This is a genomic window from Halobacillus sp. ABR2_026, assembly GCF_056158545.1.
This window is the reverse complement of the sequence record NZ_JBSWTM010000001.1, coordinates 3,857,231-3,878,492: the sequence shown is the minus strand read 5'-3', so window position 1 is coordinate 3,878,492 and position 21,262 is coordinate 3,857,231. Positions and strand designations below refer to the sequence as shown.

The 21,262-nt window shown below is 44.5% G+C and carries 16 protein-coding genes and 2 tRNA genes; 14 read left to right on the top strand and 4 right to left on the bottom strand.

Features of this window, described 5'->3' with window-relative positions; all coding sequences use genetic code 11:
- Nucleotides 1-25: 25 nt before the first annotated feature.
- The 3 genes from ACXADE_RS19550 (at nucleotide 26) to dnaB (ending at nucleotide 3,982) form a co-directional block, all read left to right on the top strand.
- Entirely contained in the window at nucleotides 26-1,999 is a 1,974-nt protein-coding gene (locus tag ACXADE_RS19550) for a DHH family phosphoesterase (RefSeq protein ID WP_474982092.1), read from the top strand.
- Nucleotides 1,996-2,442: a 50S ribosomal protein L9 gene (gene rplI, locus ACXADE_RS19545; protein ID WP_474982091.1), complete on the top strand. Its 447-nt coding sequence runs from the start codon at nucleotides 1,996-1,998 to the stop codon at nucleotides 2,440-2,442. The genes ACXADE_RS19550 and rplI overlap by 4 nt, the downstream gene beginning before the upstream one ends.
- 178 nt (nucleotides 2,443-2,620) lie before the next feature.
- Nucleotides 2,621-3,982 (top strand): replicative DNA helicase, encoded by a 1,362-nt coding sequence (gene dnaB / locus ACXADE_RS19540; RefSeq protein ID WP_474982090.1) that lies wholly within the window; start codon nucleotides 2,621-2,623, stop codon nucleotides 3,980-3,982.
- Between the two features lie 184 nt (nucleotides 3,983-4,166).
- On the opposite strand, the gene ACXADE_RS19535 is transcribed toward dnaB, so the two are convergent.
- On the bottom strand, nucleotides 4,167-4,949 hold the full coding sequence (locus ACXADE_RS19535; RefSeq protein WP_474982089.1) for a DeoR/GlpR family DNA-binding transcription regulator: 783 nt from the start codon (nucleotides 4,947-4,949) through the stop codon (nucleotides 4,167-4,169).
- A 1,233-nt stretch (nucleotides 4,950-6,182) separates the two neighbouring features.
- On the opposite strand from ACXADE_RS19535, the gene ACXADE_RS19530 reads away from it, so the two are divergent.
- Both ACXADE_RS19530 and ACXADE_RS19525 read left to right on the top strand, forming a co-directional pair.
- Complete coding sequence (locus tag ACXADE_RS19530; protein WP_474982088.1) at nucleotides 6,183-7,472, top strand: adenylosuccinate synthase; 1,290 nt, start codon at nucleotides 6,183-6,185, stop codon at nucleotides 7,470-7,472.
- A gap of 106 nt (nucleotides 7,473-7,578) precedes the next feature.
- A complete protein-coding gene (locus tag ACXADE_RS19525; RefSeq protein ID WP_474982087.1) occupies nucleotides 7,579-8,121 on the top strand; it encodes an LOG family protein in 543 nt (180 codons plus the stop codon).
- Between the two features lie 26 nt (nucleotides 8,122-8,147).
- On the opposite strand, the gene ACXADE_RS19520 is transcribed toward ACXADE_RS19525, so the two are convergent.
- Nucleotides 8,148-8,636 carry a hypothetical protein gene (locus ACXADE_RS19520; RefSeq protein ID WP_474982086.1) on the bottom strand — a complete coding sequence of 163 codons (489 nt, stop codon included), beginning with the start codon at nucleotides 8,634-8,636 and terminating at the stop codon, nucleotides 8,148-8,150.
- Nucleotides 8,637-8,767: 131 nt separating this feature from the next.
- Between ACXADE_RS19520 and ACXADE_RS19515 the strand changes: the two genes are divergently transcribed.
- The 9 genes from ACXADE_RS19515 (at nucleotide 8,768) to ACXADE_RS19475 (ending at nucleotide 18,615) form a co-directional block, all read left to right on the top strand.
- Nucleotides 8,768-8,844 (top strand) — tRNA-Asp (locus ACXADE_RS19515).
- A gap of 98 nt (nucleotides 8,845-8,942) precedes the next feature.
- Nucleotides 8,943-9,015, top strand: a tRNA-Phe gene (locus ACXADE_RS19510).
- A gap of 1,052 nt (nucleotides 9,016-10,067) precedes the next feature.
- Nucleotides 10,068-11,351: a M23 family metallopeptidase gene (locus tag ACXADE_RS19505; RefSeq protein WP_474982085.1), complete on the top strand. Its 1,284-nt coding sequence runs from the start codon at nucleotides 10,068-10,070 to the stop codon at nucleotides 11,349-11,351.
- A gap of 298 nt (nucleotides 11,352-11,649) precedes the next feature.
- Complete coding sequence (gene yycF / locus ACXADE_RS19500) at nucleotides 11,650-12,354, top strand: response regulator YycF (RefSeq protein ID WP_474982084.1); 705 nt, start codon at nucleotides 11,650-11,652, stop codon at nucleotides 12,352-12,354.
- Nucleotides 12,355-12,361: 7 nt separating this feature from the next.
- Nucleotides 12,362-14,200 carry a cell wall metabolism sensor histidine kinase WalK gene (gene walK / locus ACXADE_RS19495; protein WP_474982083.1) on the top strand — a complete coding sequence of 613 codons (1,839 nt, stop codon included), beginning with the start codon at nucleotides 12,362-12,364 and terminating at the stop codon, nucleotides 14,198-14,200.
- Nucleotides 14,197-15,570 carry a YycH family regulatory protein gene (locus ACXADE_RS19490; protein WP_474982082.1) on the top strand — a complete coding sequence of 458 codons (1,374 nt, stop codon included), beginning with the start codon at nucleotides 14,197-14,199 and terminating at the stop codon, nucleotides 15,568-15,570. The genes walK and ACXADE_RS19490 overlap by 4 nt, the downstream gene beginning before the upstream one ends.
- 14 nt (nucleotides 15,571-15,584) lie before the next feature.
- Nucleotides 15,585-16,499, top strand: coding sequence for a two-component system regulatory protein YycI (locus tag ACXADE_RS19485; protein WP_474982081.1), 915 nt, complete (start codon nucleotides 15,585-15,587; stop codon nucleotides 16,497-16,499).
- A gap of 14 nt (nucleotides 16,500-16,513) precedes the next feature.
- Nucleotides 16,514-17,308 carry an MBL fold metallo-hydrolase gene (locus ACXADE_RS19480; protein ID WP_474982080.1) on the top strand — a complete coding sequence of 265 codons (795 nt, stop codon included), beginning with the start codon at nucleotides 16,514-16,516 and terminating at the stop codon, nucleotides 17,306-17,308.
- Nucleotides 17,309-17,388: 80 nt separating this feature from the next.
- A complete protein-coding gene (locus ACXADE_RS19475; RefSeq protein ID WP_474982079.1) occupies nucleotides 17,389-18,615 on the top strand; it encodes a S1C family serine protease in 1,227 nt (408 codons plus the stop codon).
- A gap of 404 nt (nucleotides 18,616-19,019) precedes the next feature.
- On the opposite strand, the gene ACXADE_RS19470 is transcribed toward ACXADE_RS19475, so the two are convergent.
- Nucleotides 19,020-19,721 (bottom strand): DUF2306 domain-containing protein, encoded by a 702-nt coding sequence (locus tag ACXADE_RS19470; RefSeq protein WP_474982078.1) that lies wholly within the window; start codon nucleotides 19,719-19,721, stop codon nucleotides 19,020-19,022.
- Between the two features lie 196 nt (nucleotides 19,722-19,917).
- Entirely contained in the window at nucleotides 19,918-21,258 is a 1,341-nt protein-coding gene (locus tag ACXADE_RS19465) for an alanine/glycine:cation symporter family protein (protein WP_474982077.1), read from the bottom strand.
- Nucleotides 21,259-21,262: the final 4 nt, after the last annotated feature.

The window sequence follows — 21,262 nt, the reverse complement described above, 5'->3', positions numbered from 1 at the left end:
AAGAAGATGGTAGGAGCTGAATGTAATGCCGAATTTTTTTAAAAAACCAACGATGAGCGGACACTTGTGGATCATATATTTGATCTCTCTCATTCTGCTTGGCTTCATCTGGTACTATCAATGGATGCTGGGACTTATGATGACGCTGTTTTTAGCTGCGTCCATCTTTTACAGTGTCCGTACTGAACAGAACATGATCAATGAGACGGAAGAATATATATCGACCTTATCCTACAGGGTGAAGAAGGTCGGCGAAGAAGCATTATTGGAAATGCCTATTGGTATTGTTCTATATAGTGAAAATTATATGGTCGAATGGGCTAATCCTTATATGAACAAGTTTACAGATGAGGATACAATCGTCGGTGAATCCTTGAAACGTCTTTCCGATCAGCTTATTCCTTGTGTGAAGGATGAGGGGGATGAAGTCTGGATTACGATTGACGGTTATAAATTTCAGACGATCATTAAAAGAGAAGAGCGTCTGCTCTATTTATTCGATCGTACGAAACAGACAGAGATTCACAACCGTTATGAGAATGAGCAGACGGTTCTTTCGATAATCTTCCTTGATAACTATGAAGAAATTACCCAGGGTATGGATGATACGGCCAAGAGTCATATCAACTCCCAGGTTACTTCGATTCTGAACAAATGGGCGGGCGATTACGGTATTTATTTGAAACGCACGTCTCAGGAACGGTTCATGGCGGTCATGAATCAGGAAATCCTTTATACGCTGGAAAAAGCGAAATTTGAAATTCTTGATGATGTGCGTGAATTGATTACCGATCAGAACGTCCCGCTGACGTTAAGCTTCGGCATCGGTGTGGGCCCGGTAAGTCTCCCTGAACTTGGTGAACTGGCTCAATCCAGTCTGGATCTGGCTCTAGGACGTGGCGGAGATCAGGTAGCCATCAAAGACGATACAGGGAAAGTGCGTTTCTACGGTGGAAAGACGAATCCGATGGAAAAAAGGACCCGGGTTCGTGCCCGCGTCATCTCCCATGCGATGAAAGAGTTGGTGCAGGCTAGTGAAAAAGTTCTGATTATGGGACATAAATCGCCGGATATGGACTCCGTCGGGGCTTCGATCGGGATTCTGAAGATAGCCCAGGCGAATGATAAAAAAGCAGCCATCGTCCTTGATCCGGATGACATTGATACAGGTGTACAGCGAATGGTCGAGGAAATTGAAAAAGACGAAGACCTTTGGCATTATTTCATTCCACCCGAAGATGCCCTTGAAATGGTGACGAATGAAACGCTGTTGGTCGTTGTCGATACTCATAAGCCATCCATGGTCATCGAGGAAAAGTTATTATCCAAGACAGAGCATGTCGTCGTGATCGATCACCACAGGCGTGCAGAAGAATTCATCTCAGATCCGACGCTCGTTTATATGGAACCATACGCTTCTTCGACAGCGGAATTGGTGACAGAGCTGCTTGAATACCAACCGAAAAAACTGAAACTGTCCATGCTTGAATCGACAGCTTTGCTGGCAGGAATCATTGTTGATACGAAAAGCTTCACCTTGCGGACGGGCTCGCGAACCTTTGACGCTGCCTCTTATTTAAGGTCCAAGGGAGCGGATACCGTTCAAGTCCAGAAATTCATGAAAGAAGACCTGGATGTTTACGTTCGGAGAAGTAAATTGATTGAACGGGCCTCCATTTACCGTGATGGAATCGCCATTTCTACGGGAGACCGCGGGGAAACTTACGGACCGGTCATCATTGCACAGGCAGCTGATACGCTGCTGACGATGAGCGGCATCGTATCTTCTTTTGTCATTTCTGAACGGAGCGACGGACGTGTGGGGATCAGTGCCCGTTCGCTCGGAGATATCAACGTCCAGGTCATCATGGAGAAAATGAATGGTGGAGGGCATTTGACAAACGCTGCCACTCAGCTGGAAGATACAACGATTGAAGATGCGAAAGCATTGTTGCAAGATATAATAGACGAATATTTTGAAGGGGGAGACACAGAATGAGAGTAATTTTCAAAGCGGATGTAAAAGGGAAAGGCAAGAAAGGCGAAATCAAAGATGTGAACGATGGCTATGCGCGAAACTACCTCCTGAAAAACAATTTGGCGGTAGAAGCAACGAAAGGTAATGTGCAAGCACAAAAAGCCAAAGATGCGAAGGTTGAACAAGAAGCACAGGAAGAAGTTGAAGAGGCGAAGAAGCTGAAAGAGCAGCTTGCCAACCTGGAAGTGAAGCTTCAAGCGAAATCCGGAGATAACGGCCGTCTATTCGGTTCGATCACAAGTAAACAGATTGCCGAACAGTTGAAGAAATCTCATAATATAAAGATTGATAAACGTAAAATTGAGCTTGATGATCCCATCCGGACGTTGGGCTATACGGACGTACCTGTAAAGCTTCACCCGGAAGTGACAGGCACAATTAAAGTCCACGTTGCGGAAAAGTAAGGCCGGTACGGTCAAGCGCCCAATCCATCCTGATGGAGCAGTTGGGCGCTTCTGTTTTGTATGACGGTTATGCACCCTTTTTTCATAAGCAAAGCAAGGATGTATAAAATAACCATACGACAAGGGATCTGCAAAATGGACGGGCCATTAGTGTTATGGATTCAGAGGAGGAACAACAGTGAGTGAAATGTGGAATGATCGTACACCGCCCCACAATATAGAAGCAGAACAAGCGGTACTCGGTGCGGTCTTTTTAGAACCTGAAGCAATGTCGACAGCTGCTGAGTATCTTCTTCCTGAAGATTTTTACCGGGCAAGCCACCAACGGATTTTTGAAGTGATGCTTACCCTTTCAGATAAAGGAGAGCCGATCGATCTTGTGACTGTTACAGCAGCCCTTTCAAACAATCAAGTGCTGGAAGAGGTCGGCGGCGTCTCTTATTTAACGGACATTGCCAATTCTGTACCTACAGCTGCGAATATCCAGTATTACACGAGTATCGTAAGTGAAAAATCGACCTTGAGAAGCTTGATTCGAACAGCAACGAATATCGTAACGACGGGATACTCGGAAGAAGAGGATCTTGAGGATGTATTGAATGCCGCGGAAAAAGATATTCTGGAAGTCTCTCAACGGAAGAATTCCAGTGCTTTCAAAAGTATTAAAGATGTGCTCATTGATGTCTACGACAACATTGAGCAGCTGCACCATAACGACGGAAGTACCACAGGCATACCGACCGGATACCGTGACCTCGACCATATCACTTCTGGTTTCCAGCGGAATGATTTGATTATCATCGCTGCCCGTCCGTCCATGGGTAAGACCGCTTTTGCCTTGAATATTGCTCAGAACGTTGCCGTCCATACGGATGAGAATGTCGCAATCTTCAGCTTGGAGATGGGAGCGGACCAGCTTGTTTCCCGTATGATTTGTGCGGAAGGAAACATTGATGCTCAACGGCTCCGGACAGGACAAATGGAAACAGAAGATTGGAATAAGCTGACCATGGCAATGGGGAGTCTTTCCAATGCCGGCATCTATATTGATGATACGCCGGGGATTCGTGTCAGCGAAATTCGTTCGAAGTGTCGTCGTCTAAAACAAGAACACGGTCTTGGAATGATTCTGATCGACTACCTGCAGTTGATTCAAGGAAGTGCCAATTCTAAAGAAAACCGTCAGCAGGAAGTATCGGAAATCTCCCGTTCCTTGAAAGGACTGGCACGAGAGCTTAACGTTCCACTCATTGCCCTTTCCCAGCTCTCACGTGGAGTGGAATCAAGGCAGGATAAGCGCCCCATGATGTCTGACCTGCGTGAATCCGGTTCGATTGAGCAGGATGCGGATATTGTAGGATTCCTATATCGTGATGATTATTATGATCAGGAATCAGAAAACCAGAACATTATTGAAATCATTCTTGCTAAGCAGCGTAACGGACCAGTAGGAACCGTGTCCCTCGCTTTTGTGAAAGAATACAACAAGTTCGTCGACTTGGATCACCGGTACTCAGATGCCGATGTTCCACCGGCGTAATAAAGGAAGACGCCCGCGACTTAGAGTCCGGGCGTCTTTTTTGGCTGAGATACAGCCATCTATATCATCACACCCATAACGCCTACTGACTAGTCACGCTGGGTATGGATGATCATGAAGGGGAGAAAATGGCCGTCGGCAAGGGCGATGTCCACTTTCATTTAGGAACAACAGGTGAAAAGCTTTATGTCCAGGGATCCCTGTTTTCCTCAGCGGTGACGACGAGTTCGACTTGATGATCATTGAGCATCTGTAGAAATTCTTCATCTGGCAGTTGGTCTGTCACAATGATATCTACGTCTTCTAACTCTGCAAAAGTAAAAAATTCCGTGATTCCGAATTTGGTGTGGTCGGCAAGCACAATCACTTGATCTGCCTGTTTAATCATCTTCCGCTTGACCATCCCATCTTCCTCATGGGCGATAGAAATCCCGGATTCTGAAATGCCCACGACCCCGATAAAAGCCCGATCGACATGATAGCTTTTTAACCGATCAATAACGGAAGCACCATAAAGAAATTGATGCTCCTTTTGGAGGTAGCCGCCCAGCAACTGAATAGATACGCTCTCCACATTGGATAATGTATCCGCCTGATGAATGGAATTGGTAATGACGGTTATGTCCATGGGGCGGATTTGACTCGCACACGCCTGAACGGTGGTCGATGTATCCAATATGATTCGGTCGCCCGGATGGATGAATGAAGCGGCTTTTCTTCCGATCTCTTGTTTTTCATAGGAAACGGTTTTAAGACGGTGGGAATAGTCCTGGATGGTTGCATGCGTACGTGGAAGAATTGCTCCTCCACGCGTCCGTACAATCGCTTTCCTTTCCTCCAGTTTTACTAAGTCACGCCTCGCCGTATCTCGGGATATTTGGAACATTTCACACATTTGATCAATGGAAATGCGTCGATGTTCTTTTAAGTATTGCAGGACTCCAATTAGTCGTTCTTCCTGATACATCGAATCCTCCTTCCGTACTTTCTTCTTATAAGCAATTATAAGTAATTAATTAATTAAAATCAATTGAAAATAAGTTTTTATAAGTATATTGTTAAATTTATCTATGTTTCTTTTTGGTTGAATCTGTTCAATCATCGGATTGGTTTTACAGTGGGGAGCCTCTCTCTTTTAGACGGATTACCTTTAATCTATAACTTTCATGAAGATTGAGTTTTATGATCATATTTTGACACCAAACTTTAATAGAGTCTTATCTATAAGAAAAACGCTCTGTTAAAGTTCAGTGTTGATATTTGCATTAACGGATGGAAGTGACAATGAATGATAGGATGGCGAAAAGGAATTTATCCCCTAGTGTCGAAACCTTTTGATGATCTACTTTCACGATCCAACCATTGAATCTTGTTGGATTATTATTTCGAAACGGAGCCTTTCGCTAAAGGGAAGAAGTGTTGAAGACTTGATTTCGAGGGGGTTCGTGGTTCGTTATCGTGTTGAGTGCCAGGGGTGGCTGGGAAGCTACTCGCTTTCCTGTGGGGGAGTGCCGAGCTTCCTCGGGCTACGCCCTGCGGGATCTCGTCGATCTCCAATCTCCCACGGGAGTCTCCCAGCTTCCCAACCACCCCATTCCAAGAGCGGGGTAAACGAACCCTTTTACCAACATTGGATGGTCTTCACAATTCCGGTTGTTGTAGGCATAAAACGCTATGTATCAAGCTTTTCGGGTTCAAGCACCTCGGTTTGGGCGTATGATCCTTATCCTCTCACCAACTAGAATAGCGGATGATTCATGAACGGGTTTCGAGACCCTGATATAGCCAAGGAGCGGAGGGGGATGGCGAGACTCCTGCGGGAAGAGAGTGCTTGGTGAGACCCCGTAAGGCGTAAGCCTGAGGAGGCTCACCGCGCTCCCGCGGAAAGCGAGTCATTCCCCGCAGCCCCTAACTCCCACACAAGCATCTCGAAACTGAGTCTTCAAGAAAAGGGAGCTTTAGTTGAATAAGCCAAATATGAAAATGAGTAACTTCCATAAAATTGGAATTTTCTCATTTTTGCAGCAATATCAACACTAAACTTTAACAGAGTCAAGAAAAAAGAAGGGTGAAAATGTTATTGTCGAACAATGATTATGTAATTTTAATTTAATGTTCGGTTTTGGCGTTGACTTCAGCGGTGTGAATTGGTAAACTGACGGTGGATCATAATTATTAAAATTTTTGGCGGAGGTGCCTTATGTCTTCTGTAGTTGTAGTCGGAACCCAGTGGGGGGACGAAGGAAAAGGAAAGATCACGGACTTTCTATCACAAAATGCCGAAGTTGTCGCTCGTTATCAGGGTGGGAATAATGCAGGCCATACAATAAAGTTTGACGGTGTCACATATAAACTTCATTTGATTCCTTCTGGGATCTTTTTTGATGATAAAACATGCGTGCTTGGAAATGGAATGGTGATTGACCCGAAAGCGCTCCTTGAGGAATTAAAATACCTGCACGATAAAGGGGTATCTACGGATAATCTGCGCATCAGCAACCGTGCTCATGTCATTCTTCCATACCACTTGAAGTTGGACGCACTGCAAGAGGAAGACAAAGGTGCAAATAAAATCGGAACAACGAAAAAAGGGATCGGGCCGGCTTATATGGATAAAGCCGCTCGTACAGGAATTCGTATTGCAGACTTGATGGATAAGGAAAGCTTCCGGGAGAAACTGGAGCAGAACCTTGCCGAGAAAAACCGTCTGTTTGAAAAAGTATACGAAACAGAACCGTTTGAAGTAGAAGATATTCTTGATGAATACTACGATTATGGTCAACAAATCGCTTCTTATGTATGCGATACATCGGTTGTCCTGAATGATGGACTGGATGAAGGGCGCCGTGTCCTTTTTGAAGGGGCACAAGGTGTAATGCTTGATATTGACCAGGGGACCTATCCTTTCGTTACTTCTTCAAACCCAATTGCGGGTGGAGTTACGATCGGATCTGGTGTCGGACCTTCTAAAATCAAGCATGTCGTGGGTGTTTCCAAAGCGTACACAACCCGTGTGGGGGACGGACCTTTCCCTACGGAGCTTGAAAATGAAGTCGGAGATCAAATTCGTGAAGTAGGACGGGAGTACGGGACCACGACAGGACGTCCACGTCGAGTGGGCTGGTTTGATAGTGTCGTCGTGCGTCACGCCCGCCGTGTAAGTGGCATTACCGATCTATCTTTGAATTCAATTGATGTATTGACAGGCATTGAAACATTGAAGATTTGTACGGCTTATAAGTATAAAGGCGAAATTATGGAAGAGTTCCCGGCAAGCCTAAAAGTTCTTGCTGATTGTGAACCCGTATATGAAGAAATGCCAGGATGGACGGAAGATATCACAGGTGCTGAAACGCTGAATGACCTTCCTGAAAATGCGCGCCATTACATTGAGCGTGTTTCCCAGCTGACAGGGATTCCGCTGTCGATCTTCTCTGTCGGTCCCGACCGTTCGCAAACAAACGTTGTTCGCAGCGTATATAGTGAATAATTGAGTAGCCCGGCTGAGACAGCCGGGCTTTTTAATGAACAAAGGATTAACCAGCACCCAACGCCGCATGATAAACTTAAATCACTGAATAAAGGGAGTGTTCCACGTGAAACGAATTTGCGTTTTTGCAGGATCAAGTGCAGGGAATGACCCAGTTTTCGTCGAAAAAACGAAAGCTTTAGGAAAAAAACTAGCCGAAAAAGACATTGAACTAGTATATGGAGGGGCTAAAAGCGGCTTGATGGGTGTGATGGCTGATCATGTTTTAGGAAATGGTGGAAAAGTGACGGGTATTATGCCCAGCCATCTTTTTGAGAAAGAAATCGTTCACCCACACGTAACAGAAATGATTGAAGTATCTACTATGCATGAACGAAAAGCGAGAATGAGTGAGCTAGCTGATGGTTTCATTGCCCTTCCTGGAGGATTTGGGACTTTTGAAGAACTGTTTGAAACTGTAAGCTGGTCTCAAATCGGACTCCATACAAAACCCCTCGCTTTATACAATATTGCCGAGTATTACACACCGCTCATTCAGCTTATCGACCATTCGATTAAAGCAGGATTTGTACCTAAGGAGAATCGGAGTCTTTTTATTAATACCAGCGACCCGGAAGCTTTATTGGATGCCATGGAAGAAAAACAATAAGCGACGTACCACAGCCGGTACATCGCTTACACTTGGATGGTCTTGAAGAAAATGAGTCCCAAAAAACGATACGTCAATTTAATGCTTTCAATAGAAGAGTCTTCGGTAATGCTTAATCCATAAATTTTGGAGGGAGAAGGGTCGGGAGAAGCAGCCATCGCTTTAGATGCGAACGGTGATGTCTCCGGGGCAAGCGGGATCTTTTCATAATCATCATTGATTGCATATGCATCTTCGACGAGTGCATATGTATCGGAAATCATAAACCCTTTTTCGGAGTCGCTGATCTGCATTTTTATATTCGTCGGCTGCTGATTATTATTGATGGATACATCAGTGATTTGAATGCTTCCAAGCAGGCTTTTATTGCCGAGAGCGACAATAACGGTCTGCTTATTTTCTGTCGTGCCGATCGAACCATGAGTGAGTGGTGGATTCAGCTTTAAAAAAATAACGAAGGAAACGGATAATACGATAAGGACAAAAATAGTGTAACGGAAAAACCTTTTCAACATGTCAACCTCCTTTCCATTTTTGGAATGAGAACGAAATTAAACAAAAATCTCTATTTCTATTAAAAATTCTATTGCTTCCGTATAGCCTGTATGATACGATAGTTATCGTTGCGGTGAACAACACCGATATTGGTCCGGTAGTTCAGTTGGTTAGAATGCCTGCCTGTCACGCAGGAGGTCGCGGGTTCGAGTCCCGTCCGGACCGCCATTTTCATTATATCATTCGAGGTAGTCGAATACACACGTAACCTGTTAATCTTTATAGGTTAATACGTCGAATGAATAATAAAGAATAATACCTATCACGGCTCGGTAGCTCAGTCGGTAGAGCAACGGACTGAAAATCCGTGTGTCGGCGGTTCGATTCCGTCCCGAGCCACTCCTTGAAAGCTTATGGGAACTTCCCATAAGCTTTTTTATTATTTGGCTCTGTTAAAGTTCAGTGTTGATATTTGCATCAACGGAAATGGCAGGATTGTTGACTCCGTTTCGAGAGGGTTCGGGGTTCGTTATTGTGTTGAGTGCCAGGGGTGTCTGGGAAGCTACTCGCTTTCTTGTGGGGGAGTGCCGAGCTTCCTCGGGCTTATCGCCCTGCGGGATCTCGCCGATCTCCTTTCTCCCACGGGAGTCTCGCAGCTTCCCAACCATCCCATTCGATCATGCGAGAAACGAACCCCTTTACCAACGTTGGATGGTCTTCCATTACCCCGGTTGTTGTAGGCATAAAACGCTATGTATCAAGCTTTCCGGGTTCGAGCACCTCGGTTTGGGCGTATGATCCTTATCCTCTCACCAACTAGAATAGCGGATGATTCATGAAGGGGTTTCGAGACCCTGATTTAGCCAAGGGGCGGAGGGGGATGGCGAGACTCCTATCTTAAGTGTGCAGGCGCCTCGTACAGAAGCGAGGGAAGTCTCACTAGCCGCTAGGCGCAGAAACCGGATATCTACGAGGAAAAAAGTGCTGGGTGAGAACCCGCAAGGCGTAAGCCTGAGGAGGCTCACCGCGCTCCCGCGGAAAGCGAGTCATCCCCCGCAGCCCCTAACTCCCACACAAACATCTCGAAGCTGAGTCTTCAAGAAAAGGGCGCTTTAGTTGAATAAGCCAACTATAAAAAAGAGAAACTTCCATAAAATTAGAAGTTCCTCTTTGCAGTAATATCAACACTAAACTTTAACAGAGCCTCTTATTTATGAAGGCGTTGTCCTCCCTCTCTCTTAACCTGAGACGAAAAGACCCAAATCGAAGTGACCTTTAAATCATTAGTATATTATAATGAACAATTTAATAAGAAAAATTGACTACTGTTTCGTAATTTTGGTAAGAATATTATATGTTTTTTACATATTTGAATATCTGTTTTTTATGAATCCTTCCTATGATAGATTAGCCTAGAGAAAGTTCAAGTGATATCAGGAGGATTATGAGAAATGTGGAAGAAAATAGCTCTTACAGCGTTTTCCGTTGTTAGTGTAGGAGTAGGTACTGCTTATGCTGAAAGTTCACTTCCTACGGTATATCATGTTTATATAGATGATGAACACTTAGGTATGGTAGAAAATAAGTCAGAAGTGAAAGGAAAAATGCGTGAACGTATGGAAAATATGGAAAAGGATCATGAGGAATTGGATCTTTCCTATAAGGAAGAGGTTTCCTTCAAAGAACAGAAGGTGTTATCTGTGAAAGACGAAACTTCCGAGGTCTTGGATTCGATTCAGCAGGATCTAACATTTGCGGCGGATGTCGTCCGTCTTCATATCAATGGAGAGCCTGTAGCTTACCTCCCAAGCGAGGAGGAAGGGAACCAGGTGATTGAAAACCTCCAAGAAGAATATGTTGATGAAGAAGAACTTGAAGAAATCGAAGAGGGGACCCCGGAACTTCCGGAAGCTGGGGAATCGAAAGTGATGGATGTTGGTCTATCCGTACCTTTCGCTATGCAAAAAGCAAAAGCGGATCTTTCCCATATCCATACGGTGAAAGAAACGGTGGCCAAAATAGAGGAAGGCCGCCCGCAAACAGACGCTTTGTCCAATAACATTCCTTCCCATAATCCTCTAAGAGAACCAAGAGCCCCGATAGCTGATGTTATCGTGACTGAAAATGAACGTGTAGAAGAAAAGATTCCTCATAAAGTGGAAATCAAGAAAACGGATGATCTTTATAAAGGTGAATCCGAAGTGGAGCAGAACGGTAAAGACGGAAAGAGAAACCTCTTAATACAGCGCATCTACCGAAATGGTGAAAAAACGAAAGAAGAAACGGTTAAAGATGAAGTGATCAAAGAACCTGTCAAGAAAGTTGTGCTTGAAGGCACAAAGAAAATTCCTTCAAAAGGAGATGGTGAATTTACTTGGCCGGCTGTCGGCGGTGAAATCACCAGTAAACAAGGAGAGCGCTGGGGGCGTTATCATAAAGGAATTGATATCGCCGGTGTTTCCGATAAAACGATTAAAGCGGCGGACCATGGGAAAGTAGTAGAAGCCGGTTATCGGAACAGTTTCGGGAATAAAGTGGTCATTGACCACGGGAATGGATATGAAACTATTTATGCACACTTGTCATCGATCAATGTTGAGAAAGGACAAGTTGTCCAACAAGGAGAAAAAATAGGAGTGATGGGAACCACAGGGCACTCGACAGGGGTTCATTTACATTTCGAAGTCCATAAGAATGGAAATCTTGAAAATCCTCTTTCCCATGTATCCCAGTGATGTGACGACGGCCGCTATGATTCATTCATAGCGGTTTTTTAATTTTTTTTCATGGAAAGAACCTGGTATTTGGCATACCCTCATAAACTCGGCAAGTAAACATGAACAGAGTCATTAAAGGAAGCTTGGAAACGAAGAGGTATAAAGAATATATAGTAAACCCTTAAGGAATACGCATGATAGTAGCATAGGTGAAACGGCTGATTTCTAGTGAGGTTTATGGTGGAATAAGACATTTACCTCTAAATAAGTTAAAATGAGAGAAAGAAATGATGACGAGAAAGGGATGTGACGGAATATGGCACAGAAAATTTTAGTGGTCGATGATGAAAAACCAATTGCGGATATATTGAAATTCAACTTAGAAAAAGAGGGCTATGAAGTCGTATGTGCGTACGATGGAGATGAGGCCATTGAAAAGGCGGACGCAGAAGAACCGGAATTGATTCTTCTGGATATTATGCTGCCGAATAAAGACGGAAATGAAGTCTGCCGCGAGGTGAGGAAGCGTCATAATATGCCTATTATCATGCTTACAGCTAAAGATGCAGAAATTGATAAAGTTCTCGGTCTGGAAATGGGTGCGGATGACTATGTAACCAAACCATTCAGCAACCGGGAGTTGATCGCACGTGTGAAAGCGAATCTGCGTCGTCAACAACAGGAACCGGAAGACAGTGCCCAGCAAACGAAGGACATAGAAATCGGACGCCTTGCCATCCACCCGGATGCCTACACGGTTACCCGCGATGGGAATCATATCGAGCTTACACATCGTGAATTTGAGCTTCTTCACTACCTTGCCCGTCACATCGGACAAGTGATGACACGGGAGCACTTGCTTGAAACTGTATGGGGTTATGACTACTACGGCGATGTCCGTACTGTTGATGTGACCGTCCGCCGCCTGCGTGAAAAAATTGAAGAGAACCCTAGTAACCCGATGTGGATCGTTACCCGTCGTGGAGTGGGCTACTACCTAAGAAACCCAGAGCAGGAGTAAGGCTTTTATGAAAGAAGTGGGCTTTTTTCAGTCGGTCAGGCTGAAACTGATTCTTGTGTACATTTTGTTATTGTTATTAGGCATTCAAGTTATTGGTGTCTATTTTGTGGATCGGTTGGAAGAGCAGTTGGAAACCAACTTTACGAGTTCAATCGAAGGGCAGCTGAATTCCTTGACCTACAGCTTGCAGAACGCCTTCAACACAGAGCGTGGGGAAGAGGCGCTGCCTTTGGATGCAGATCTCCAAAGCCTCCTCAATGACTTCAGTGATGATAATACGAATATCGGGAAGCTGTGGGTCGTAGACAGCAACCAGAAAGTGCTGGCTGCAACGACGACGAGCGATCAGTCTCCCGTTGGGAAAAAAGTGACGGACACCGCCATTACGAAGGTGTTCTTGTTTGGAGAGGCGACAGAGCCGGAACCGCGGAGGGAAGAAGGAACGAACAACCGTCTTTTTCGCGGGACGAATCCAATCACTGATGAGTCCGGGAATGAAATTGTCGGGGCTCTTTATTATGAAGTTTATATGAACGATATTTATGAACAGCTGGGAGAAATTATCAGCATTTTCGCCAAGGGGACGGTCTTAGCCATCACAGTTACGGCTTTGCTCGGCATTTTGGTGGCCCGAACCATTACAAAACCACTGACAGAAATGAAGAGACAGGCTCAAGTCATGGCGACTGGTGACTTTTCACAGAAAGTGGATGTGAAAGGAAACGACGAAATTGGACAGCTTGGTCATACGTTCAATGATTTGAACGATAAATTGAAGCTTGCTACGGCCACAACCGAAGGGGAACGGCGAAAGTTGAGTTCTGTCCTCTCCAACATGTCTGATGGTGTGATAGCTACCGATCGTCTCGGTGCCATTACATTAATGAATGCCCCTGCATCCAAATTAATCGGACATACATTTGAAGAAGTCCAGGGCCAATCCCTTGTCGATGTGTTGGATTTGAATGATCAAATCGAAGACATATCAGAAGTGGAAGAAGCTGGGTCTATGATCATCGATTTAAGTGGTGAAGAGAATCATCTTCTCTTAAAAGCAAACTTTTCTCTGGTAGAAGATGAGAACCATGACATGAATGGCTTCATTACCGTTATCAGTGATGTGACGGAACAACAACGTGTCGAGAAAGAGCGGAGAGAATTTGTTTCAAATGTATCTCATGAGTTGAGGACACCGTTGACAACGATGCGGAGTTATATTGAAGCATTGAATGACGGAGCGTGGCAGGATGCGGAAATTGCCCCACGGTTCCTTGATGTGACACAAAATGAAACGGACCGCATGATCCGGTTGGTCAATGATCTTCTCCAGCTGACGAAGATGGATCACAAAGAAACGACACTCATGAAAGAACGTGTAGAATTCGTCAGCTTCTTTGGCCATGTTATTGATCGGTTTGCCATGAATAAAGATGAAAAGGTGAATTTTGTCCGTAATTTGTCGAACAAAGATATGTATGTATGGATGGACAAGGACAAAATCACGCAGGTGTTGGATAATATCATTTCCAATGCTATTAAATACTCACCAGAAGGTGGGAGCATAAAGTTCAATGCTCACTCCACCAAGAAACAATTGAAAGTTAGTGTTACCGATGAAGGAATCGGTATGCCTCCCGATACAGTGGATAAAATCTTCGATCGTTTCTATCGTGTCGATAAATCACGCGCCAGAGAAATGGGCGGGACCGGTCTGGGCCTTGCTATTGCCCGGGAAATGATTGAAGCTCACCACGGAAAAATATGGGCGGAAAGTCGTGAAGGACAAGGTACGACTGTCTACTTTACATTACCGCTCATGAGTCAGAAGCGGAGGGGACAGTCATGAAGAAAGAAACCATGAAGTCCGTTATCTTGGTCATACTCATCGCTTTTAGTTTAGTTTTGACGATCGCTCTTTGGACATATCAACCAGTGAATGAAACCTTAAAGGAGGATGTCCTGATAGAAGATACCAAACTGAAAGAAATCGGTGCTGAGCGGACGGTCCAGAGCCTGATTCCACCGGATGAGGTCATTTTCCACGAACAGGGGACCTTTTATTCATTCAAAGATAATATCGATCGGACAGCTTTTTATCAACAGCAAATGAAGCAGTGGAACTTGTCAAATCTGGACCCCAGCCCTCGCACCATTAATCTGGATAATCATTCGGTCATCGTGGAAATTATTTTTCCTTCCACTCTGCCTATCCAAGTCATCAGTGACCTGTTTCAAGTGAACCAAGGAGGGCAACTGGAGGGGCTTCAAGGCAATTTCAACCGGGTGTTTTTGCTGAGTCATTCCCAGGAGGAGAGTGCTTCTGCCAGCTCCTCCTATGAACTTTGGTTCGTTAATAGCGATCCTTCTGGAAGTGAGAATGTCCTGCAGGCAGATATCAGTGCCGCTGCAGGCGAGCGTGCCATGCAGGAGCTCGATAATAAAGGAGAACTTACAGAAATGTCCCGTGCTGAGGATATTCTGCAGACCGGATCTGATGATGAGTCGAATGCTTCCCATATTTATGTACCGAGGGAAACCGTGAACATCTCCGAGTACGTGCTTGAAACAGGAGCGGTTAATGTGAAACCGATCCAGAATGATATTTTCCCTTCGAACACAAGAGTGTTCAAATCTCAGACCGATAACGGGGACAATATCACGAAAACATTCCAGCGTCGTTTGACACAGTACGATAAGCGGATGGAATATGATTTGACGATTCCTAACTCAGCAAATCAGAGAAATTTGACGGAATATGAATTGTTCGTGCAAAGCATGGAAGATGTGAACAGTCATTTAGGATGGACGAATGATTACCGATTGAATGCTATTTGGAGTGGTCGCGATGAAGTCCGTTACCGCCTCTATTTCAATGATCGGCCGGTAATGGAAAACGTCGAAACTTATCGACTCGCAACCATTCAATTAAGCTATCAGCAAGGGCAGATTCAAGAATATGATCGTCCGCTCGTCCAGTACAGCAGCATCAATGAAAATGCTACCAACCTGCCTTCCGGTGAAGATGTGCTGTTGGATCTTAAGCGAAATGGAGAATTGGATACGGATAAAATCAAAGATATTGAGATCATGTACACACTGAAAGAACAAAGGAACGACCTGGTGTACGACTTGATTCCTGAGTGGTATATGCTTACAAACAGCGGTTGGACGACTGTATATCCTGACGAGAGGTCCCAGAATGAAGAGGTATCATAGCAAGGAGGCAAAGTATGCAGTGGGGTCAAATTAAAACATTATTCATAGTGAGTTTTTTAATACTGGATTTATTCCTGCTGTATCAGTTTCTGAACAAGCAAGCGGAGGATGAAGTCGGTCAGATATCAACCGTAGCTGAAAGTATTGAAGCTGAACTGGAAGCCAACGAAATTTCCGTTGCGAATGATGCCATTCCTGAGGAAATACCGGAAGCTGCTGAGATTGAATCAAGAAGTACCCATTCGTTCCCTGATGATGTCATGGAACAAATTGAGGAAATGGATGACAGCGATAAAGAGATTGAAATCAAGCAGAATGGCCAGGTTTTACAAGTCACGTTGGATGATCCGGTAGAAGTCACCGAGGATACGATGCAAAGTGTCGTATCAGACCTTGTTCCTTTTGCCCCCCGCTACTCTTACTGGGGGTGGAATGAAGAGGAAGAAGCAGCTCTTTTTTTCCAAGCAAAAAATAACAAGACGATTTACTTTAACAATAATGGATATTTATTATTGAATATTGTCGATGGAAAGATTACAGGCTATGTAGCTACATTGCTTGCTTTTGAAGATGGGGAATTTTCAGGAACCTCCAATGAAACGGAAGTTCAAATAGAGCCGTTAAGTGCGATCAGAATTTTATTGAATAACAATGAAATTGAGGCAGGGGATGAAATTACGTCGATGGATATTGGCTATCATACCAGCTATAGTCTTCCTGCTGGCGAAGATAATGAAGCTCAAGTGTTCGCCTCCACTTGGAAAGTGACTGTAAATGGGGAGAGGAACCATTTTCTATACACCTTCGACGGCACAATTATTGAATATATCGATGAAGAATCCTTTATTTCTGATGTGAAAAACGAGCATGGGCTAAGAAATGTAGAAGATGATCAAACGGCAGCGAATGAAAATAGAGAAAATGATTAAATGGAGTGTATGGAATGAGCATGAGATTTAGTGTACTGGCCTCAGGAAGTACGGGGAACGCCTTCTATATTGAATCAGGGGATGAAAGAATACTAGTGGATGCAGGGTTGAGTGGCAAGAAGATGGAAGGTCTGATGGATCAAGTCAATATCGATCCTCATTCCTTATCGCGTATCCTTGTGACTCATGAACATAGTGACCACATTAAAGGGCTCGGAATTATGGCACGTCGTTACAACCTCCCGATTTATGCGAACGAAAAAACGTGGAAGGCGATGGAAGGACAAATCGGTAAACTTTCTATCGATCAGAAGTTCCACTTTACTATGGAAGAAACAAAAACATTCGGTGGTCTTGATGTCGAATCGTTTGCTGTATCTCATGATGCTGCAGAACCGATGTTTTATACGTTTCATAAAGATGGGAAAAAGATTGCTCTCGTCACGGATCTTGGCTATGTATCTGAACGCATCAAGAAAACCGTGGAGGGTGCCGATGCTTATATTTTTGAATCAAATCATGATGTTAGTATGCTCCGGATGGGGAGGTACCCTTGGAACGTGAAACGTAGGATTCTTGGGGATTCTGGTCACGTTTCTAATGAGGATTGTGCGCTGGCGTTAACAGATATCATCACAGACCAAACGAAAAGAATCTATCTGGCCCATTTGAGCCTGGATAATAATATGAAAGATCTGGCCCATATGTCTGTTAAAAATGTTTTAGAAGAGCGGGGCTTTGAAGTGGGAAGCCGACTGGAACTTCATGATACGGATCCACAGGAAGCAACCCCGATCTTTGAGGTTTAAAAGGTTTGAAATAGTAAAGAATAAGGTAACAGAACCTTAGAAATCTACGGAGCACGTAAGAAAGGTAAGGTGAAAAAGGCGTGGGTTATTATGATGATCATTCTCCTCAACGTCAGCGAAAGCAGCAGCGCAGGCGATGGGTCATGCCGACGATTGTCGGTGGAGTGTTAGGAGCTGTCCTTGTCTTGCTTGCTCTCCCTGCGCTAGTGCAGACGGAGTTGCTTCCATATGATATGACCATTCCTGAAGACGAGAGCGGGCTTGTTGAAGATGACCAGGGATTGACAGGAGGCACGACGAAAAATGTCCAACTCGACGTCAATACTCAAATTACTGAAGTGGTTGAAAAAGTGACACCTTCAGTCGTAGGGGTCGTCAACCTGCAAACCCGCCAGGATTTCTGGCAGCAGGAAGGGGACTCCTCCCAGCAGGCAGGAGTCGGATCCGGGGTCATCTATAAAAAGGAAAATGGGACCGCTTATGTAGTGACGAACAATCACGTCATTGAAGGAGCTAGTGAAATTGAAGTTGTCCTGGCCGATGAAACAAGGGTCAAAGCACAACTGATTGGTGGAGACCTATTTACTGATTTGGCCGTATTGAAAATGCCGGCGGATCAAGTAGAACAGGTGGCAGAACTCGGCACTTCCGAGAACCTGAAAGTCGGTGAGCCGGCCATTGCTATCGGAAACCCCCTTGGTTTAAGCTTTGCAGGGTCTGTCACTCAAGGCATTATCAGTGGGAAAGAACGAGCGATTCCTCAGGATTTCAATGGAGACGGAATGGAAGACTGGCAGGCTGAAGTCATTCAAACGGATGCGGCCATTAACCCAGGAAACAGTGGAGGGGCTTTAATAAACATTGAGGGTCAGTTGATCGGCATTAACTCCATGAAGATTGCTCAATCCTCTGTCGAAGGAATCGGTTTTGCTATACCGATCGATTCTGCCAAACCGATCATCGATGAACTTGAACAGTATGGTCAGGTGAACCGCCCTTATATCGGAATTGAAGCATATGGACTGAATGAAGTTCCGACTTCAGAGTGGAGCAAAACTTTGAATCTGCCAGAGGATGTTGATGGAGGACTCTATATCCGGAGCATCCGTCAGATGTCACCAGCTGCAAAAGCAGGCTTGGAGCCGCTCGATGTCATTACTGCTCTTGATGGAGAGCCCGTGGCGGATATCATTGATTTGCGTAAGTACTTATACAATGAAAAAGACCCGGGAGAAGAGATGAAAGTCACATTCTATAGGGATGGAGAGCAATCGACGACTACATTGACTCTGGGATCTCAAGAATAATAAAGAAGAGAGTATCTTATGGATAGATACTCTCTTTTTATTGTCATCTTTCGCTAAAATGCTACAAAATTTTAGTGGAAATTGTCCACAGGGTGTGAATATTATTCTGGATAAGTGTCATATATGGTAGCGAACATATTTTCCTATACCATATAGATTCAACAGATGTGTATATGTGGATAATTTCTGTTGATAACCTGTTTATATATTTGGGAAAGCTGTGAATATCAGAAAATTAACAAGGTTTGTGCATAAGTCTGTGGACAATTGTGGGTAACTATTATCGTTAGTCTCTCTTTTCCACATGTGCATAAAGAAAAAGGGAAGCTTTCTCAATCAATCCACCTGCATTTGCTTGTTTTTTTACCATCAAAAATTGTCTGATGATAACGACTCCCGAGAGTTTAGGCGCTTTGCTTTTTTACCTTCTGAATGTTGAACTTTTTTCTGTAATGATAATTGAACAGATAAATCAACGGAGTTAGAACGAACGTAGGGAGCAGCCATAACCAAATACTTATACTCGATATGTTCAACAGACGGGGAGCACCGAAAACGGTAAAGGCTGTGATGGTTGCAATTGAACATCCAATCAGACTTTCGAAATGCTCAAAGTACCAGTGCATTTTATTTTTTGGCGGGGTAAGCCAGTAATACAACTGGCTGCTTCCAAGAAATATTCCGAGCAGGGGGAAGAACTTCAGCAATGGGAAGGCATAAATCCACCCTACCGTCATTGTCATGATAGACATCAGGATGAGCAATGTTGATATTCCAAGGTCATACACGTTGCGATGCACAGTTGTCCGCCGTTTGAATCGTAAAACGCGAATCCCTGTCCACGCTGTAGCGGCGCTTAACGTTGCGATAAAAAGCAGGAAGAAGGAAAATGCACGTCCTTCTGGAGTGGTGGAATCAGATACGATACGGAAAATCCCCATATAAAGAGCGGAAAGGGCTACCGTATACATCGCGGTGACATAAACCCATCCGACTTTCCGGTGGATTTTCCCTCCTTTTTTCGTAACGATTGGTATCCAAAACACACTGAGTGCTGTAAATCCTGCGATAATATGGAGGATCAGGATAATAGAAAATAAAGACATGGTGGTTTCTCCTTTCTTAACCTCCTCTATGAATACGCGGTAAAATGAATCTTCTCCTGCTTTTTTACTAGATATTTACATGAAGTTATTCTTCTTCACTTCAGGATTTTGATGAGACCATCAGGAGCGGATCCAATTCCGAGGGAATCTTCCTTTTAGAAAAGCCAAAAAAAAGACCGGCTCAGTGCCGGTCTTTTTATGAGAGTTGATCTTGTTTCCATGTGTTTTTTATTATTTTCGTTAAGGCAAGAATGGCGATCAAGTTTGGAATGACCATGAGCGCATTGAATGTATCCGCCATCTGCCACACGAAATCCACTTGTACGAGGGATCCGGCTACGATGAACAGTAATACGATGGCACGGTAGAAAGGAACCCCTTTTTCTCCGAACAAGAACTTCACGTTCACTTCACCAAAGTAGGCCCAGCCAAGAATCGTAGTGAACGCGAAAAACAATAGACAAATGGCAATGAAAGGTATGCCGAATTCACCGAGTCCTCGGGCAAATCCTTCCTGAGTAATTGCGCTTCCTTCTAAACCTGTTTGGTGGGCATCTGTAATTAATATAACCATCGCCGTCAGTGTACAAATGATGACCGTATCGATGAAGACACCGACCATAGCGACGAGCCCTTGATCAGAAGGACGTTTAACGTCAGCAATCGCGTGAGCATGCGGAGTCGAACCCATGCCAGCCTCGTTTGAGAATAGACCCCGTGCAATTCCATAACGGATGGCTTCTTTAATTGTCGCTCCCAGTACACCACCGCCCGCAGCTTCTGGACTGATCGCGGATTGTACAATCAACTCCAGGGTAGGAAGCACCTGATCCCAGAAGTTCACCATGATGATGAGGCTTCCGATGATATAGAGAAGGGCCATTACAGGGACGACATTTCCTGCAAAGGTCGAGATCCTGGTAATTCCTCCAAATAAAATGAGGCCGATGAAAAAGGCGATGGCTATGCCAAGACCGAGGTTTAACCCTGTGGAACTTGTGCCCACCGCTTCATTCATGGCCGTCGCAATTGCGTTGGACTGCACCATGTTCCCGACGAATCCGAGAGCGATGATGATAGCTATGGCGAAGAAGCCTGCCAGCCATTTACTGCCGAGTCCGTCACGGATGTAATAGGCAGGCCCTCCGTGAACTTGATTCCCTTTTTTCACTTTGTAAAGTTGAGCAAGGACAGCTTCAGCAAAAATGGTGGCCATTCCGAAAAACGAGCTGATCCACATCCAGAAAATCGCACCAGGTCCACCAGCTGCAATGGCGGTGGCGACACCTGCCAGATTTCCCGTTCCTACTTGAGCTGATATGGAAGTGGCTAAAGCTTTGAAGGAATGGATGCCTTCTGTTTTGTCTTTTTTGAGAAGAGGGGCAAAAGTCTGCTTGAATCCTTGACCAAGAGAGCGCACTTGGATGAAGCGAAGTTGAAGTGTGAGCCATATCCCGGTACCAAGAAGGAAGAGCAGCATGAGCGGTCCCCATAAGAAACTATTTATTTCTATGAATACTTTGGTTATTTGTTCCATGGTA